This is a genomic window from Salmonella sp. SAL4457 (assembly GCF_046548235.1).
Lineage (GTDB): Bacteria > Pseudomonadota > Gammaproteobacteria > Enterobacterales > Enterobacteriaceae > Salmonella > Salmonella enterica.
The window spans coordinates 203,002-219,673 of sequence record NZ_JBGDZO010000004.1 but is presented as its reverse complement, the minus strand read 5'-3'; the positions used below and the strand labels follow the sequence as shown (position 1 = coordinate 219,673).

At 52.5% G+C, this 16,672-nt stretch carries 18 protein-coding genes; 10 read left to right on the top strand and 8 right to left on the bottom strand.

The window, feature by feature from the left end; genetic code table 11:
• Positions 1-136: 136 nt before the first annotated feature.
• On the top strand, positions 137-877 hold the full coding sequence (locus tag ACLJNW_RS14770; protein ID WP_000727892.1) for an arginine ABC transporter substrate-binding protein: 741 nt from the start codon (positions 137-139) through the stop codon (positions 875-877).
• Positions 878-938: 61 nt separating this feature from the next.
• Here the strand turns inward: ACLJNW_RS14770 and orn are convergent, their stop codons facing one another.
• Positions 939-1,484 (bottom strand): oligoribonuclease, encoded by a 546-nt coding sequence (gene orn / locus ACLJNW_RS14765; protein WP_001271546.1) that lies wholly within the window; start codon positions 1,482-1,484, stop codon positions 939-941.
• 106 nt (positions 1,485-1,590) lie between these two features.
• Here orn and rsgA point away from each other — a divergent pair, with 106 nt between their 5' ends.
• The 3 genes from rsgA (at position 1,591) to mscM (ending at position 7,048) form a co-directional block, all read left to right on the top strand.
• On the top strand, positions 1,591-2,643 hold the full coding sequence (rsgA, locus tag ACLJNW_RS14760) for a small ribosomal subunit biogenesis GTPase RsgA (protein ID WP_000041948.1): 1,053 nt from the start codon (positions 1,591-1,593) through the stop codon (positions 2,641-2,643).
• 91 nt (positions 2,644-2,734) lie between these two features.
• Positions 2,735-3,703, top strand: a complete 969-nt coding sequence (gene asd, locus ACLJNW_RS14755; protein ID WP_000934956.1) for an archaetidylserine decarboxylase — start codon at positions 2,735-2,737, stop codon at positions 3,701-3,703.
• An 18-nt stretch (positions 3,704-3,721) separates the two neighbouring features.
• Positions 3,722-7,048, top strand: a complete 3,327-nt coding sequence (mscM, locus tag ACLJNW_RS14750; RefSeq protein WP_023204820.1) for a miniconductance mechanosensitive channel MscM — start codon at positions 3,722-3,724, stop codon at positions 7,046-7,048.
• 66 nt (positions 7,049-7,114) lie between these two features.
• Here mscM and ACLJNW_RS14745 read toward each other — a convergent pair whose 3' ends face one another.
• From ACLJNW_RS14745 to epmA, 3 genes are all read right to left on the bottom strand, one after another.
• Positions 7,115-7,429, bottom strand: a complete 315-nt coding sequence (locus ACLJNW_RS14745; protein ID WP_000074661.1) for a YjeO family protein — start codon at positions 7,427-7,429, stop codon at positions 7,115-7,117.
• A 51-nt stretch (positions 7,430-7,480) separates the two neighbouring features.
• Positions 7,481-8,983, bottom strand: a complete 1,503-nt coding sequence (yjeM, locus tag ACLJNW_RS14740) for a glutamate/gamma-aminobutyrate family transporter YjeM (RefSeq protein ID WP_000149872.1) — start codon at positions 8,981-8,983, stop codon at positions 7,481-7,483.
• Between the two features lie 225 nt (positions 8,984-9,208).
• Entirely contained in the window at positions 9,209-10,186 is a 978-nt protein-coding gene (gene epmA, locus ACLJNW_RS14735; RefSeq protein WP_024154454.1) for an elongation factor P--(R)-beta-lysine ligase, read from the bottom strand.
• Between the two features lie 322 nt (positions 10,187-10,508).
• On the opposite strand from epmA, the gene frdA reads away from it, so the two are divergent.
• From frdA to ACLJNW_RS14710, 5 genes are all read left to right on the top strand, one after another.
• A complete protein-coding gene (frdA, locus tag ACLJNW_RS14730) occupies positions 10,509-12,299 on the top strand; it encodes a fumarate reductase (quinol) flavoprotein subunit (protein WP_024154455.1) in 1,791 nt (596 codons plus the stop codon).
• Positions 12,292-13,026, top strand: a complete 735-nt coding sequence (gene frdB, locus ACLJNW_RS14725) for a fumarate reductase iron-sulfur protein (protein WP_000829509.1) — start codon at positions 12,292-12,294, stop codon at positions 13,024-13,026. The genes frdA and frdB overlap by 8 nt, the downstream gene beginning before the upstream one ends.
• A gap of 10 nt (positions 13,027-13,036) precedes the next feature.
• A complete protein-coding gene (gene frdC / locus ACLJNW_RS14720) occupies positions 13,037-13,432 on the top strand; it encodes a fumarate reductase subunit FrdC (RefSeq protein ID WP_000208749.1) in 396 nt (131 codons plus the stop codon).
• Between the two features lie 10 nt (positions 13,433-13,442).
• Positions 13,443-13,802, top strand: coding sequence for a fumarate reductase subunit FrdD (gene frdD, locus ACLJNW_RS14715; RefSeq protein ID WP_000609650.1), 360 nt, complete (start codon positions 13,443-13,445; stop codon positions 13,800-13,802).
• Positions 13,803-13,913: 111 nt separating this feature from the next.
• Complete coding sequence (locus ACLJNW_RS14710) at positions 13,914-14,447, top strand: lipocalin family protein (RefSeq protein ID WP_001221670.1); 534 nt, start codon at positions 13,914-13,916, stop codon at positions 14,445-14,447.
• A 16-nt stretch (positions 14,448-14,463) separates the two neighbouring features.
• Here the strand turns inward: ACLJNW_RS14710 and sugE are convergent, their stop codons facing one another.
• Positions 14,464-14,781 (bottom strand): quaternary ammonium compound efflux SMR transporter SugE, encoded by a 318-nt coding sequence (gene sugE, locus ACLJNW_RS14705; protein ID WP_000118469.1) that lies wholly within the window; start codon positions 14,779-14,781, stop codon positions 14,464-14,466.
• A 256-nt stretch (positions 14,782-15,037) separates the two neighbouring features.
• On the opposite strand from sugE, the gene ACLJNW_RS14700 reads away from it, so the two are divergent.
• Positions 15,038-15,625 (top strand): helix-turn-helix transcriptional regulator, encoded by a 588-nt coding sequence (locus ACLJNW_RS14700; protein WP_000912959.1) that lies wholly within the window; start codon positions 15,038-15,040, stop codon positions 15,623-15,625.
• Positions 15,626-15,655: 30 nt separating this feature from the next.
• On the opposite strand, the gene ecnB is transcribed toward ACLJNW_RS14700, so the two are convergent.
• From ecnB to efp, 3 genes are all read right to left on the bottom strand, one after another.
• Positions 15,656-15,802: a lipoprotein toxin entericidin B gene (gene ecnB, locus ACLJNW_RS14695; RefSeq protein ID WP_000239598.1), complete on the bottom strand. Its 147-nt coding sequence runs from the start codon at positions 15,800-15,802 to the stop codon at positions 15,656-15,658.
• Between the two features lie 107 nt (positions 15,803-15,909).
• A complete protein-coding gene (locus ACLJNW_RS14690) occupies positions 15,910-16,044 on the bottom strand; it encodes an entericidin A/B family lipoprotein (RefSeq protein WP_000977686.1) in 135 nt (44 codons plus the stop codon).
• 60 nt (positions 16,045-16,104) lie between these two features.
• Positions 16,105-16,671 carry an elongation factor P gene (gene efp / locus ACLJNW_RS14685; protein ID WP_000257282.1) on the bottom strand — a complete coding sequence of 189 codons (567 nt, stop codon included), beginning with the start codon at positions 16,669-16,671 and terminating at the stop codon, positions 16,105-16,107.
• Position 16,672: the final 1 nt, after the last annotated feature.

Here is a 16,672-nt window from a genome sequence, read left to right as displayed (position 1 = left end):
AAAAACGAGCAAAGCGTGCGCTATGCAACAAAAAACTTTTCACGCCACGCCTAAAGGCACAGAATCAGAATAGCACCCTGCGCCAAAAAAAGAATAGCACGGTGACCACAACATCCAATTGATATCAGGGATCAAGATGAAAAAAAAACTTATTGTCATGCTGTTAGCCAGCCTCTCCGTTCACGCCGCTTCCGTTTCCGCCAGAACATTACATTTTGGCACCTCCGCCACCTATGCGCCCTATGAGTTTGTCGATGCCGATAATAAAATTGTTGGTTTCGATATTGATGTCGCCAACGCGGTCTGCAAAGAGATGCAAGCGGAGTGCTCATTCACTAACCAGAGCTTTGATAGTCTGATCCCCGGCCTACGTTTCAAAAAGTTTGATGCGGTGATCGCCGGTATGGATATGACGCCCAAACGTGAGCAGCAGGTCTCCTTTAGCCAACCCTATTACGAAGGTCTATCGGCGGTAGTCGTCACGCGTAAAGGGGCTTATCACACTTTTGCCGATCTGAAAGGCAAAAAAGTCGGTCTGGAAAACGGTACAACGCATCAGCGCTATTTGCAGGATAAACAACAAGCTATCACGCCTGTCGCCTATGACAGCTATCTAAACGCCTTTACCGATCTGAAAAATAACCGTCTTGAGGGCGTATTTGGCGATGTCGCCGCGATTGGTAAGTGGCTAAAAAACAATCCAGATTACGCCATCATGGATGAACGCGCCAGCGATCCTGACTACTACGGAAAAGGGTTAGGCATTGCGGTACGCAAAGGCAACGACGCGCTATTGCAAGAAATTAATGCCGCGCTCGACAAGGTGAAAGCGTCGCCGGAATATGCGCAGATGCAGGAGAAATGGTTTACGCAGTAATTCAGTGGCGGGAGAGCTGCCGGATGAGACGCTCTGGCGTTGCCATCCGGCATGTTACGCCTCACAGCTTAATGAAATGCTCGCGGTAGTAAGCCAGCTCCGCCACCGACTCGCGAATATCATCCATCGCCTGGTGCGTGCCCTGCTTGGTAAAGCCGGCCAGAATCTCCGGCTTCCAGCGGCGCGCCAGTTCCTTGAGCGTACTGACATCCAGATAGCGATAGTGGAAGTAGGCCTCCAGTTCCGGCATATATTTAAACAGAAAACGACGATCCTGACCGATGCTGTTACCGCAAATCGGCGACTTACCCGCAGGCACCCACGTTTTCAGAAATTCAATCGTCGCCAGTTCAGCGTCTCGTTCGCCCATCGTACTTGCCTTAACGCGATCTACCAGGCCGCTGCCGGTATGGGTGCGCACGTTCCAGTCATCCATTAACGCCAGTTGCGCATCGGATTGATGTACCGCAATCGTCGGCCCTTCCGCCAGAATGTTCAGGCTGGCATCCGTCACCAGCGTGGCTATCTCAATAATGCGATCGCGTTCGGGGTCCAGACCTGTCATCTCCAGATCGATCCAAATCAGGTTGTTTTCATCGGCACTCATGCTATTTTCCACCCTTCAGAGGTCACATTCACTGTGACTATATTCATCTACAATTGCGTGTATCATAGATGTTTTGCCCACTATGGGCGACCAGGAGCCAGTACGATTGAGCAAAAATAAACTCTCCAAAGGCCAGCAGCGCCGTGTGAACGCCAATCACCAGCGTCGTTTAAAAACGTCCGCGGAGAAAGCCGACTACGATGACAACCTGTTTGGCGAGCCTGCAGAAGGTATCGTCATTAGCCGTTTTGGTATGCATGCCGATGTGGAGTCTGCTGACGGCGAGGTTCACCGCTGCAATATCCGCCGCACTATCCGTTCGCTGGTGACGGGCGATCGCGTCGTCTGGCGTCCGGGCAAAGCCGCCGCAGAGGGCGTCAACGTAAAAGGCATCGTTGAAGCGGTGCATGAGCGCACCTCGGTATTGACGCGCCCGGACTTCTACGACGGCGTGAAGCCTATTGCCGCCAACATTGACCAAATCGTTATTGTCTCCGCGATTTTGCCGGAGCTGTCGCTGAATATCATCGATCGCTATCTGGTCGGCTGTGAAACCCTACAGGTTGAGCCGCTTATCGTACTCAATAAAATTGATCTGCTGGACGACGAAGGTATGGACTTCGTTAATGAGCAGATGAATATCTACCGCAATATCGGCTATCGCGTGCTGATGGTCTCCAGCCATACGCAGGATGGTCTGAAACCGCTGGAAGAAGCGTTAACCGGTCGCATCAGTATTTTTGCCGGGCAGTCCGGCGTCGGAAAATCCAGTCTGCTAAACGCTCTGCTCGGCTTACAGAACGAGATTCTGACGAACGATGTGTCGAATGTCTCCGGTCTGGGTCAACATACCACTACCGCTGCTCGTCTGTATCATTTCCCGCATGGCGGCGATGTCATTGATTCCCCCGGCGTGCGCGAGTTCGGCTTATGGCATCTGGAGCCGGAACAAATCACCCAGGGCTTTGTCGAATTTCATGACTATTTGGGACATTGTAAATACCGGGACTGCAAGCATGACGCCGATCCAGGCTGCGCCATTCGCGAGGCGGTAGAGAACGGCGCTATTGCGGAAACCCGTTTCGAAAATTATCACCGAATTCTTGAAAGTATGGCGCAGGTAAAAACGCGTAAAAACTTTTCTGATACGGACGACTGACAGATACGCTAGGCGTCGTTAGAATCGTCCCCTTTTTTCAGGATACCGGTATAACTGCCGGTTCAGGAACAACAATGGCCTGGAGGCTACCTTGTTAAACTCATTTAAACTTTCGCTACAATACATTCTGCCGAAACTATGGCTCACTCGCCTGGCGGGCTGGGGCGCAAGCAAACGAGCAGGATGGCTGACAAAACTGGTTATCGATCTCTTCGTAAAGTATTACAAAGTCGATATGACCGAGGCGCAAAAACCGGATACCGCCAGCTATCGTACGTTCAATGATTTCTTTGTTCGTCCGCTGCGTGATGACGTGCGTCCGCTCAATACCGATCCTAACATCCTGGTGATGCCTGCTGACGGCGTGATAAGCCAGTTGGGTCGTATCGAAGAAGAGAAAATTTTGCAGGCCAAAGGCCATAATTACAGCCTTGAAGCGTTGCTGGCGGGTAACTACCTGATGGCGGATAAGTTCCGCAACGGCACGTTTGTGACCACTTACCTCTCCCCTCGCGACTACCATCGCGTGCACATGCCATGCAACGGCATCCTGCGTGAAATGATCTACGTACCGGGCGATCTGTTCTCCGTTAACCATCTGACCGCGCAAAACGTCCCCAACCTGTTTGCCCGCAACGAGCGCGTTATCTGTCTGTTTGATACCGAGTTCGGTCCTATGGCGCAGATTCTGGTCGGCGCAACTATTGTCGGCAGTATCGAAACCGTCTGGGCGGGGACCATTACCCCGCCGCGCGAAGGCATCATCAAGCGCTGGACCTGGCCAGAAGGCGAACATGAAGGGTCTGTCGCCTTGTTGAAAGGCCAGGAGATGGGACGCTTTAAACTGGGTTCCACGGTCATCAACTTATTTGCGCCGGGGAAAGTGAATCTGATCGCGTCGCTGGCAAGCCTGTCCGTTACCAAAATTGGCCAACCGCTGGCTACGTCGACCGAAACATTCGTCGCGCCGGAGGTGGAACCTGCTCCGCTGCCGGCAGAAGAAATTAAAGCTGAACACGACGCCAGCCCGCTGGTTGACAATAAAAAAGACGACACCTAATCAAGAGAGAATGCTGACGTGCGCCTGATTATCGCTTTTCTGATGGCCTGGTGCCTCAGCACGGGGGCGTTCGCCGCAACGGCCCCCGACGCCAAACAAATCACGCAGGAACTGGAGCAGGCAAAAGCGGCGAAGCCCGCTCAGCCGGAAGCCGTTGAGGCGCTCCAGACTGCGTTAAACGCGCTTGAAGAGCGAAAAGGCTCGCTTGAGCGCGCGAAACAATATCAACACGTTATTGATAATTTCCCTAAGCTATCCGCCACCTTGCGCGCCCAGTTGAATAATCTGCGCGATGAACCTCGCAGCGTACCGCCAGAGATGTCCACCGAAGCGTTAAATCAGGAGATCTTGCAGGTTAGCAGCCAGCTACTGGATAAAACCCGCGAGGCGCAACAGGAACAGGAGCGCGTCAGGGAGATCGCCGACTCGCTCAGCCAGCTTCCCCAACAGCAAAACGACGCCCGTCGCCAGCTTAATGAGATTGAGCGACGGCTCGGCGCCGCAGGCGGAAGTGCCGCGCTTAGCCAGGCGCAAAGTCTCAGTATGCAGGCGGAGTCCGCCAAACTAAAAGCGTTAGTCGACGAACTGGAGTTGGCGCAACTGTCCGCCAACAACCGGCAGGAACTGGCTCGTCTGCGTTCCGAGCTGGCGGAAAAACAGAGCCAGCAATTGGATGCGTATCTTCAGGCGCTGCGCAATCAGCTCAACAGCCTGCGCCAACGTGAAGCGGAACGCGCGCTGGAAAGCACTGAGCTGCTGGCGGAAAACAGCGCCGGTTTGCCGGAAGGCATCGTCGAACAATTTAAAGTCAACCGCGAGCTGTCACAGGCACTCAATCAACAAGCGCAGCGGATGGATCTGGTCGCTTCGCAGCAGCGACAGGCCACCAGCCAAACGTTACAGGTGCGTCAGGCGCTCAATACGCTGCGGGAGCAGTCGCAATGGCTTGGCGTGTCCAACATGCTTGGCGAAGCGCTGCGCGCGCAGGTCGCCCGTCTGCCAGAGATGCCTAAACCGCAGCAGCTTGATACGGAAATGGCGCAGCTACGCGTTCACCGTATGCGCTATGAAGAATTACTCAATAAACAGCCGCAGCTACGGCAAATACGTCAGGCCAATGGACAACTACTGACCGCCGAGCAAAACCAGATTCTTGACGCCCAGCTTCGCACTCAGCGCGAGCTGCTCAACTCGTTGTTACAGGGCGGCGACACGCTGATCCTGGAGTTGACCAAACTGAAAGTCTCCAACAGCCAACTGGAGGATGCGCTTAAAGAGGTTAATGAAGCGACCCACCGTTATCTGTTCTGGACCGCTGACGTTAGCCCGCTATCGCTCTCCTGGCCTGTTGATTTGGTTCAGGATTTACGTCGGCTTATCTCATTAGATACGTTTAATCAGTTAGGTAAAGCCAGCATCATGATGCTGACCAGCAAAGAGACGCTACTGCCGTTATTCGGCGCGCTGGCGCTGGTCGGGTTTAGCCTCTATTCACGCCAACACTTCAACCGGTTCCTTGAGCGCTCGGCCTCGCGCGTCGGGAAAGTCACCCAGGATCACTTCTCGCTGACGCTGCGAACGGTGTTCTGGTCGATTCTGGTCGCCTCGCCGCTGCCCGTCTTGTGGGCGACGCTCGGCTATGGTCTACAGGAAGCCTGGCCGTATCCGCTGGCCGTCGCCATCGGCGATGGCGTGACGGCGACAGTACCGCTGTTGTGGGTAGTCATGATTTGCGCCGCGTTTGCCCGCCCTAATGGTCTGTTTGTGGCGCATTTCGGCTGGCCGCGAAACCGGGTAGCGAAAGCAATGCGCTACTACCTGATGAGCATTGGGCTGATCGTGCCGCTCATTATGGCAGTGATCATGTTTGATAATCTTAACGATCGGGAGTTTTCCGGCTCGTTGGGCCGCCTTTGCTTCATCCTGATATGCGGCGCGCTGGCGCTGGTCACGCTGAGTCTGAAAAAAGCGGGCATCCCGCTCTATCTTGATAAAGAAGGCAACGGCGACAACATGGTCAACAGCCTGCTGTGGAATATGTTGATGGGCGCGCCGCTTATCGCGATTCTGGCGGCGGCGGTGGGTTATCTGGCCACAGCGCAGGCGCTACTGGCGAGACTGGAAACCTCGGTCGCCATCTGGTTCCTGTTGCTGGTTATTTATCATGTCATTCGCCGCTGGATGCTGATCCAACGACGCCGACTGGCTTTTGACCGCGCCAAACATCGTCGGGCGGAAATGCTGGCGCAGCGCGCGCGCGGCGAAGAAGAACCGGCGCACTCCTCCAGCCTGGAAGGCGCGGTCGACATCGATGAAAGTGAAATCGATCTTGACGCTATTAGCGCCCAGTCGCTGCGTCTGGTCCGCTCAATTCTGATGCTTATCGCCCTGCTATCGGTAATTGTACTGTGGTCGGAAATCCACTCGGCATTCGGCTTCCTGGAGAATATTTCGCTGTGGGATGTCACCTCTACGGTGCAAGGCGTGGAAAGCCTGGAGCCAATTACTCTGGGGGCGGTGCTCATTGCGATTCTGGTCTTTATCATCACCACGCAGTTGGTGCGTAATCTGCCTGCGCTGCTGGAACTGGCGTTATTACAGCATCTCGATTTAACGCCTGGTACCGGTTACGCCATCACGACCATCACCAAATATCTGTTAATGCTGATTGGCGGACTGGTCGGTTTCTCGATGATCGGCATTGAGTGGTCGAAGCTACAATGGCTGGTGGCCGCGCTCGGCGTTGGGCTTGGTTTTGGCCTGCAAGAAATTTTCGCTAACTTTATCTCCGGCCTGATTATTTTGTTTGAAAAGCCGATTCGTATCGGCGATACGGTGACCATTCGCGATCTCACCGGCAGCGTGACCAAAATCAATACCCGCGCCACCACTATCAGTGACTGGGATCGTAAAGAGATTATCGTGCCGAATAAAGCCTTTATCACCGAACAGTTTATCAACTGGTCGCTGTCTGACTCCGTTACGCGCGTGGTGTTAACCATCCCGGCGCCGGCGGATGCCAATAGCGAAGAGGTGACGCAAATTCTGCTGACGGCGGCGCAGCGCTGTTCTTTGGTGCTGGATAACCCACCGCCTGAAATCTTTCTGGTGGATCTCCAGCAGGGTATTCAGATTTTCGAACTGCGTATCTATGCCGCGGAAATGGGACACCGTATGCCATTACGCCATGAGATCCACCAATTGATTCTGGCGGGCTTCCGCGAGCACGGTATTGATATGCCGTTCCCGCCGTTCCAGATGCGTCTGGAGAGCCTCGGCGGTAAACAAACGGGGAGAACGTTAACGTCAGCGGGTAAAACCAGCCGCCCGGCGGGGAGTTTGTAAACGCAATGGCGCCGGATGACGCTAAAAGACTCGATGACATAGGCTTATCAGGTCTTTTAGCATAGATCACACACAAAACTGATAGCGCAGGAAGAATTGCCAGGACCAGTAAGCAAATATCACCAACGCGACACAGTACAAAAACCAACTACGTATTTTCTTATACACAGTAACGTAAAAAAACGGGAAAAACAGGGGCAGCGTCATCATCGCGCCAAAACCTCTGGAATCATCATTTTCGACAGTTCTCATCACATCACAAATGTTGTTTATCCCACTCTCGCCAATCATCCACTCTTTATCCAGGACTGAAAATACAGCGATGAGTGGGATAGCCAGTAAAAGCCAGATAGCGCACAATGCAAACATTTTCGGACTCATTATAAATATCCTTTTCATAAAGCCGATGAGCTAACGCTATCCGGACAAAGATTACTCCGCCGCCCACTCCGGATCAGCGCTCATGCGGCTGCTGTAATTCTGATAAATCGCCATCGCCAGCAGCGAGAAGAAGATCGGGCCGCCGATCATCCACAAGGCGCTGTCCCAGTCCCCAGCTTCAATCACCGGCTGGATGATGGTAAAGACGTTGGCAAACGTCACCACCAGCACCACAACACCCGTCGCGACCAGGGTAGAGGCTTTGGTTTTAAAGAGAACAAATGGCCGCTCCAGATCCTGACGCGCTTTAAAGAAGGGAAATGCCAGCGCAAGGAACAGGTATGGCAAGGTCATTGAGACGTTCGCCATCAGAGTGAGTTTGTTATAAAACGCCGATGCGGTGTCACCGCCAAAAGAGACCAGCAAAATAAACAGACTCACCAGCACGCACTGTAGCCACATAGCGGTCGCCGGCATACCGTTAGCGTTCAGTGTCGTCATCGGCGCGGGCCACAACGCTTTTGGCGTCCCCTGAATAATGGCTTTCAGCGGTGAATAGCTCAACGTAAAAAACGCGCCGGTATAAGCCAGAAACATAGAAAGGCCGGTGATACGCGCAAACCAGACGCCCACCGTCATCGCTGCGTCCGGAGAAAGGTTTAACGCGTTACCTAATGTCGTGCCTAAACTCGACATCAAAATGTAGGTAATATTCCCTAAGTTAACGGCGCTATTACTTAATATCTGTTGCCAGTTAGTGCTGACGCCCCATAAAAAGATCGCCAAAGAATAACCAATTGAAATCACAATAGCCGCGAAAACAATACCTTTCGCAAAATTCTTTTCCGGTTTCTCGGTTTTATCCACCAGTCCGCCGACAGCCTCAATACCGCCGTACGCAAAAATAGCAAATACCACAAATGACAACATTGCCAGGCCGGAGTGATAACCCGGATTCGGTGACGAGGTAAAATTAATTTCTTGTGCAAAATGCCCACCATTTAATAACAAAATAGCGACACTCACTAACAATAAAACTAAATTAAGACACATTACGGCAATACCTCCGACCGCCGTAATTCGCGCAATTTTATTGATCCCTCTGGCGGCGACACACGTCACCAGAATCATCCAGCCGACGGCGAGCAGCCCGACAACCTGCGTAGGCTCAAGCCCTGCAATACGCCAGTGCTGCGTCATATCGGCGCCAAAAACAAAAGTAGAAAACGGTACCCAAATTTTTGCCGCCGTACTTACCATCCATATGACATACGATGAAAACCACATAAACGTGCCAATAAACGCGTAACGTGGCCCCACGCTATTATTCATCCACGAATAGATCCCGCCCTCTTCTTTGCGATAAGCGGAACCCATTTCAGCCATCATTAAGGCGAATGGAATAAAAAACAGCAAGGCAGAAAATATATACCACGGGATTGCGCTATACCCCATTAAATAAAACGCCGACGGGCTATTCGCAAAACCAAAAACAGAAGTAAAAATCATCAGGATAAGCCCAATAAGGCTCATCTTTTTTATCGTGTGGGTCATTCAACCATCCCTTACGCTCGAGCGCGTTTGCCAGACGCCGCTCACCGATTGACGCCGCCTTCTTTTTTACGAAGGTCAGCGATAAAAAAATCAACACAGGATTGATACCTAAATGGCATCAAAGTTCCAGCCTTATGTTGTGGCAAACAGAGGATAATTGAAAAAATATGCTACAAAATGGCGCTTATTGCGCCATTTTATCTCGCGAAAGAGTGAATTTCAGATTTACGCCCGATCGACCGTAAAAGCAATCACGTCCGCCAGGCTTTCTGCTCCCAGCGCCAGCATCACCAGACGATCAACACCCAGCGCCACGCCGGAACAATCCGGTAGACCGGCGGCCAGCGCATCCAGTAGATTTTGGTCAATCGGCTGCTGCGGCAGACCGCGAGCGGCGCGCTTACGATTGTCCTGTTCAAAGCGCTGTTGTTGCTCACGTGCGTCCGTCAGTTCGTGGAAACCATTCGCCAGCTCAATACCTTTGTAGTACACCTCAAAGCGCTCGGCGACGCGATGATCCTCGGTACTGATTTGTGCCAGCGATGCCTGACTTGCCGGAAAGTGATAAATAAAGGTCGGCTTTTCTTTACCTATATGCGGCTCAACCCCCATCGTGAACAACAGTTGCAGCAACGTATCACGGTCTTCTTCCGTATCGGCGATATTGCTTAAATCAAGCTTTGCCGCCGCCTCACGCAGTTGCGTTTTATCTGCTGATAACGGGTCAATCTCCAGATGGCGCTGAAACGCCTGTTGATAGGAGAGACTTTCCGCAGGTTGACAATCCAGCACTTGCTGAAGCAAATCATCCACTTCATTCATCAGGCGGTACATATCGTAATGCGGGCGATACCACTCCAGCATAGTGAATTCCGGATTATGATGTCGTCCCATCTCTTCATTACGGAAACTGCGGCATAGCTGGAAAACCGGGCCGCACCCTGCCGCCAGCAGGCGTTTCATATGGTATTCCGGACTGGTCATTAAATAGAGGTTGACCCCCTGGGAATGGCCAGGTCCGACGAAACGCGTTTCGAACGGGAACAGATGAATGTCTGTGACCGTCGCCTGACTCATGCAGGGCGTCTCAACCTCAAGCACTCCACGATCGGCAAAGAAACGACGGATTTCCGCCATAATCGCCGCACGTTTTAATAAATTGGGGATGGACGCGCTCGGCTGCCAGGTTGCCGTTTCGCTCATGATTCTTTCTCCAGTTTAAGACAAGGTCACGAAGTCTACTCGCAACGCGCGGGCGAAACAAATTTTGCGCAGGCGTATCGGGCGCCTTCTGGAGGGTAAAAAAAGTGATTTCAGATGGTTTAGTAATTAAATTAATCAAAATCAATGATAATTCATCCCTCTGATACGCTAAAAAAATCGAACACGTCAAATTTCCCTCACATCCCTGAGACTATACTGTTGTACCCATAAAGGAGCAGTGGAAACGCATTCATACTTCGCAGAACCCAGAGGCTTTATCTGGCTGCGCGAGGGTGAAATTACAATAATCTGGAGGAATGTCGTGCAAACCTTTCAAGCCGATCTTGCCATTATAGGCGCCGGTGGCGCGGGATTACGTGCTGCAATTGCTGCCGCACAGGCGAATCCCAATGCTAAAATCGCACTGATCTCAAAAGTGTACCCGATGCGCAGCCACACCGTCGCTGCCGAAGGGGGTTCAGCCGCTGTCGCCCAGGATCATGACAGCTTTGACTACCATTTTCACGATACGGTAGCAGGCGGAGACTGGCTGTGTGAGCAGGATGTCGTGGATTACTTTGTCCACCATTGTCCCACTGAGATGACGCAGCTGGAGCAATGGGGCTGCCCGTGGAGCCGCCGTCCGGACGGTAGCGTTAACGTGCGTCGCTTCGGTGGTATGAAAATCGAGCGTACCTGGTTCGCCGCGGATAAAACCGGCTTCCATATGCTGCATACTCTGTTCCAGACTTCCCTGCAGTTCCCGCAAATCCAGCGCTTTGACGAACATTTTGTGCTGGATATTCTGGTTGATGACAACCATGCGCGCGGCCTGGTGGCAATGAACATGATGGAAGGCACGCTGGTGCAAATCCGTGCCAACGCCGTGGTAATGGCGACAGGCGGCGCAGGCCGCGTATACCGCTATAACACCAACGGCGGCATCGTCACCGGCGACGGGATGGGCATGGCGCTGAGCCACGGCGTTCCGCTGCGTGATATGGAATTCGTTCAGTATCACCCGACCGGCCTGCCAGGTTCCGGTATCCTGATGACTGAAGGTTGCCGCGGCGAAGGCGGTATTCTGGTCAATAAAAATGGCTACCGTTACCTGCAAGACTACGGCATGGGCCCCGAAACGCCGCTGGGCGAGCCGAAAAACAAATATATGGAACTGGGGCCGCGCGACAAAGTATCCCAGGCTTTCTGGCACGAATGGCGTAAAGGCAACACCATCTCCACGCCGCGCGGCGATGTGGTTCACCTCGACCTGCGTCATCTCGGCGAGAAGAAACTGCATGAACGTCTGCCGTTCATTTGCGAACTGGCGAAAGCCTATGTCGGCGTCGATCCGGTTAAAGAACCGATTCCAGTACGTCCGACCGCGCACTACACCATGGGCGGCATTGAAACCGACCAGAACTGTGAAAGCCGTGTCAAAGGGCTGTTTGCCGTTGGCGAATGCTCCTCTGTTGGCCTGCATGGCGCGAACCGCCTCGGTTCCAACTCGCTGGCGGAACTGGTGGTGTTTGGTCGTCTGGCTGGCGAACAAGCAATGGAACGCGCTGCTACGGCAGGCGCCGCAAATAGCGCCGCGCTCGACGCCCAGGTTGCCGATATTGAACAACGTCTGAAAAATCTGGTGAACCAGGAAGGCAACGAAAACTGGTCGAAGATCCGCGATGAGATGGGTCTGTCTATGGAAGAAGGTTGCGGTATTTACCGTACCCCGGAACTGATGCAGAAAACCGTTGATAAACTGGCCGAGCTTCAGGAACGTTTCAAACGCGTACGTATCTCCGATACCTCCAGCGTGTTCAACACTGACCTGCTGTATACCATCGAACTGGGTCATGGTCTGAACGTGGCGGAATGTATGGCGCACTCTGCGCTGGCGCGTAAAGAGTCCCGCGGCGCGCATCAGCGTCTGGATGAAGGCTGTACCGAGCGCGACGATGTGAACTTCCTCAAGCACACCCTCGCCTTCCGCGATGCTGATGGCATGACCCGTCTGGAATACAGCGACGTGAAAATCACCACCCTGCCGCCAGCCAAACGTGTTTACGGCGGTGAAGCGGAAGCAGCCGATAAGAAGGAGAAGGCGAATGGCTGAGATGAAAAACCTGAAAGTTGAGGTGGTGCGCTATAACCCGGAAACCGATACCGCGCCGCACAGTGCTTTCTATGAAGTTCCTTATGATGAAACAACATCGCTACTGGACGCGTTGGGCTACATCAAAGATAACCTGTCGCCAGACCTGAGCTACCGCTGGTCCTGCCGTATGGCGATCTGCGGCTCCTGCGGCATGATGGTCAACAACGTCCCTAAACTGGCGTGTAAAACCTTCCTGCGCGATTACACCAACGGTATGAAGGTGGAAGCGCTGGCGAACTTCCCGATTGAGCGCGATCTGGTTGTCGATATGACGCACTTTATCGAAAGCCTGGAAGCGATCAAACCGTACATTATTGGCAACTCTCGCACGCCAGATCAGGGGCCGAATGTCCAGACCCCGGCGCAAATGGCGAAGTATCACCAGTTCTCCGGTTGCATCAACTGTGGTCTGTGCTACGCCGCGTGCCCGCAGTTCGGTCTGAATCCTGAATTTATCGGACCGGCTGCGATTACGTTGGCGCATCGCTATAACGAAGATAGCCGCGATCACGGTAAGAAGGAGCGTATGGCGCAGTTGAACAGTCCGAACGGCGTATGGACCTGTACTTTCGTGGGCTACTGCTCCGAAGTCTGTCCAAAACATGTCGATCCGGCTGCGGCCATTCAGCAGGGTAAAGTGGAAAGCTCGAAAGACTTTCTTATCGCCACCCTGAAACCACGCTAAGGAGTGCAACATGACGACTAAACGCAAACCCTATGTGCGGCCGATGACGTCCACCTGGTGGAAAAAACTGCCGTTTTATCGCTTTTATATGCTGCGCGAAGGCACAGCGGTGCCGGCAGTCTGGTTCAGTATTGAACTGATTTTCGGTCTGTTTGCGCTCAAACACGGCGCGGAATCCTGGATGGGATTCGTCGGCTTTTTACAAAACCCGGTGGTAGTGATCTTAAACCTGATCACCCTGGCGGCCGCGCTGCTGCACACCAAAACCTGGTTTGAACTGGCGCCGAAGGCGGCCAATATCATTGTAAAAGACGAAAAAATGGGGCCAGAGCCAATCATCAAAGGGCTTTGGGTGGTCACTGCGGTAGTCACCGTAGTCATTCTGTATGTTGCCCTGTTCTGGTAAGGAGTCCCGGATGATTAATCCAAACCCAAAACGTTCTGATGAACCCGTATTCTGGGGACTGTTTGGCGCAGGCGGTATGTGGGGCGCGATCATCGCGCCGGTGATCGTGCTACTGGTTGGCATCATGCTGCCGCTGGGGCTATTTCCGGGCGATGCCCTGAGTTTTGAGCGCGTACTGACGTTCGCCCAAAGCTTTATTGGTCGCGTTTTTCTGTTCCTGATGATCGTGCTGCCGCTATGGTGTGGCCTACACCGTATGCACCACGCGATGCATGACCTGAAAATCCACGTGCCCGCGGGCAAATGGGTCTTTTACGGTCTGGCGGCAATCCTGACCGTTGTGACGGCAATTGGCGTTATCACTCTCTAAGTTGCCACGACGCCCTCTTATCTACCCGATAAGAGGGCGTTTTTTCTTTTCCTGCCTCTCATTTTCCCGCCAGGTTCTACACTTAGAAAAAAACACTGGAAGGAAAATTTTATGCGCATTCTGCCCGTCGTTGCTGCAGTTACGGCTGCATTTCTGGTTGTCGCCTGTAGTTCGCCTACTCCGCCTAAAGGCGTTACCGTGGTAAATAACTTTGATGCCAAACGTTACCTCGGCACCTGGTATGAGATCGCACGCCTCGATCATCGATTTGAACGTGGACTGGAACAAGTCACGGCCACCTATAGTCTGCGTGACGATGGCGGGATTAATGTCATCAATAAAGGCTATAACCCGGATCGGGGAATGTGGCAAAAAACAGAAGGCAAAGCGTATTTTACCGGTAGTCCAAACCGCGCCGCGCTCAAGGTCTCTTTTTTCGGCCCGTTCTACGGCGGCTATAACGTGATTGCGCTTGACCGGGAATACCGTCATGCGCTGGTGTGCGGCCCGGATCGCGACTATCTGTGGATACTCTCTCGCACGCCAACGCTTTCTGAGGAAATAAAACAGCAAATGCTGGCCGTCGCGACCCGGGAGGGGTTTGACGTCAATAAATTAATTTGGGTAAAACAATCAGGTTCGTAGCGATATCAGCAACGAATTAATGCGCACTGAGTTTTAGCCCAATGATACCCGCGACGATCAAGCCAAGACTGAGCAAACGCGCCGGTGAGGCAGACTCGCCCAGTAGAAGGATACCGGTGATTGCCGCCCCAACGGCGCCGATGCCGGTCCAGATGGCGTACGCCGTTCCAACGGGCAGCGTTTTCATTGCCCAGGAAAGTAACGCCATACTGATAACCATGGCCGTAATGGTGATAATACTGGGGGTCAGACGAGAAAAACCGTGGGTATACTTCAGGCCGACAGCCCATACCACTTCAAGTAAACCAGCGATTAATAGAATGATCCAGGACATAGCAGGCTCCAGATAATTAATGGGGCCGTCCCCGGTGAGAATAGCGTTTACAGGTCGTCCTGTAACGTATACGGATGAAAAACCATTCTTGCCTGAGAGAAAATGAATTTCAACCTTTTTATTTTTTTCCGTCTAAAGGCGGGAATTGGCCCTTTTAAGCCGCGTAGTTTTCGCATTTAGCGCCCACAGGAGTTCTCTATGATGGAACGCCTTCTGGGAAAGAAAGTGCTTTATCTACTTCCGGGTGCAAAAAACTATGTTGAAAATTTTAGTGATAGACCGATGCCACTTTACCCGTACGGGCATGGAGGCCTGGCTTAATCACACTGATGTGCTCAGTTCTTCACTGCTGGTATCCGGGATGAATAACCTTATACTGGCGAAAGAACATATTCTGCAATGGAAGCCCCATCTGGTTATCGCTGATTTATATGGTTTTCTCAACGATGCCTTACCCGAACAGCCTATCAATGCATTTTTTGCCGCCTGCAGGATGACGCCGTTGGTATTATTACAGTCAGGGAATATGCCGTACAGACCGCAATATGCCAGTCATGCAGTGTTATCTAAACACACGCCTTTACATGAGCTTGCACAACGAATTAAAGGAGCGCTATATACTCATCCACTGCAGGAAGCGCCGGAAAGCGCCACGCCATTGCTCTCTCCGCAGGAGGAAAAAGTGCTCGCGATGTGGACGGAAGGCACCAGCAATAAAGAGATTGCGTATGCGCTTGGCATTCACGGGAAAACGGTTTACACCTATAAGCGTAATATCCGTATGAAACTTCATATGGATAATCGGTATTCTCCCTTTCTTATGCTTCCGGAGAAAATCGATTAACGGTACGACGCCATGCCGTACCGTTGATGATTACTGCTGAGCTCTGGTTGCAGCGCCAGAGATCGCACTACCACCGTCCGAGATGTCCTCGCCCACGCCGCGCGTGGTATTACAAGCAGTTAATACAGTGGAAAGTACCAAAACAGAAAAGATCGCTGCAATTGTCTTTTTAACCATAATGTCTTCCTTTTCTAGCCAATGTTGTTTGTGTATAGCAACTTAATAATAGACAACATCCCAGAAAATGACGGGCGATCGACTAATTTTAGGAAGACGAGAAGCGATTAGCTGGCTGCACGGGAGATGGCGTGGCCAAGATGCTGAATATCTTCGCCGAAGCCGCGGGCGGTATTACATGCCGTTAATAATGTGCCGGTAAGAAGAACCAGCGCGACAAGACCGATAAAGCGTTTCATCATTGAGGCGCGAAAAATAGGATGGCGCAGCATACGCTGCACCATTTTTCCCGATAACGTAAATTATTTTACGCGGGATACGTATTCGCCGGAACGGGTATCGACTTTGATCACTTCGCCAATCTGCACGAACAGCGGAACTTTAACCACTGCGCCAGTAGACAGCGTGGCTGGTTTGCCGCCAGTACCTGCGGTATCGCCCTTCAGACCTGGGTCGGTATCAACAATTTCCAGTTCAACAAAGTTCGGCGGAGTGACAGAGATAGGCTGACCGTTCCACAGGGTCACGATGCATTCCGCCTGATCCAACAGCCATTTTGCGTTGTCGCCGATAGCCTTGGCATCTGCAGACAGCTGCTCGAAGGTTTCGTTGTTCATGAAATGCCAGAACTCACCGTCGTTGTACAGGTAAGTCAGGTTCATATCGACTACATCCGCGCCTTCTGCGGAATCGGTCGATTTGAAGGTTTTCTCAACGCGCGTGCCGGTCAGCAGACGGCGCAGCTTAACGCGGGCAAACGCCTGGCCTTTACCCGGTTTCACGAATTCACTGGATTCAACCGCATAAGGTTCGCCATCCAACATGATTTTAAGACCGGAACGAAAATCGTTGCTATAGTAAGTCGCCATA

Coding starts and splice junctions, on each gene's coding strand:
- ecnB (WP_000239598.1), bottom strand. CDS start 15,802: ATGGTTAAAAAGACAATTGCAGCGATCTTTTCTGTTTTGGTACTTTCC.
- ACLJNW_RS14700 (WP_000912959.1), top strand. CDS start 15,038: ATGTTGAAAATTTTAGTGATAGACCGATGCCACTTTACCCGTACGGGC.
- epmA (WP_024154454.1), bottom strand. CDS start 10,186: ATGAGCGAAACGGCAACCTGGCAGCCGAGCGCGTCCATCCCCAATTTA.
- yjeM (WP_000149872.1), bottom strand. CDS start 8,983: ATGACCCACACGATAAAAAAGATGAGCCTTATTGGGCTTATCCTGATG.
- frdC (WP_000208749.1), top strand. CDS start 13,037: ATGACGACTAAACGCAAACCCTATGTGCGGCCGATGACGTCCACCTGG.
- efp (WP_000257282.1), bottom strand. CDS start 16,671: ATGGCGACTTACTATAGCAACGATTTTCGTTCCGGTCTTAAAATCATG.
- frdD (WP_000609650.1), top strand. CDS start 13,443: ATGATTAATCCAAACCCAAAACGTTCTGATGAACCCGTATTCTGGGGA.
- frdB (WP_000829509.1), top strand. CDS start 12,292: ATGGCTGAGATGAAAAACCTGAAAGTTGAGGTGGTGCGCTATAACCCG.
- orn (WP_001271546.1), bottom strand. CDS start 1,484: ATGAGTGCCGATGAAAACAACCTGATTTGGATCGATCTGGAGATGACA.
- ACLJNW_RS14745 (WP_000074661.1), bottom strand. CDS start 7,429: ATGAGTCCGAAAATGTTTGCATTGTGCGCTATCTGGCTTTTACTGGCT.
- ACLJNW_RS14710 (WP_001221670.1), top strand. CDS start 13,914: ATGCGCATTCTGCCCGTCGTTGCTGCAGTTACGGCTGCATTTCTGGTT.
- sugE (WP_000118469.1), bottom strand. CDS start 14,781: ATGTCCTGGATCATTCTATTAATCGCTGGTTTACTTGAAGTGGTATGG.
- ACLJNW_RS14770 (WP_000727892.1), top strand. CDS start 137: ATGAAAAAAAAACTTATTGTCATGCTGTTAGCCAGCCTCTCCGTTCAC.
- ACLJNW_RS14690 (WP_000977686.1), bottom strand. CDS start 16,044: ATGATGAAACGCTTTATCGGTCTTGTCGCGCTGGTTCTTCTTACCGGC.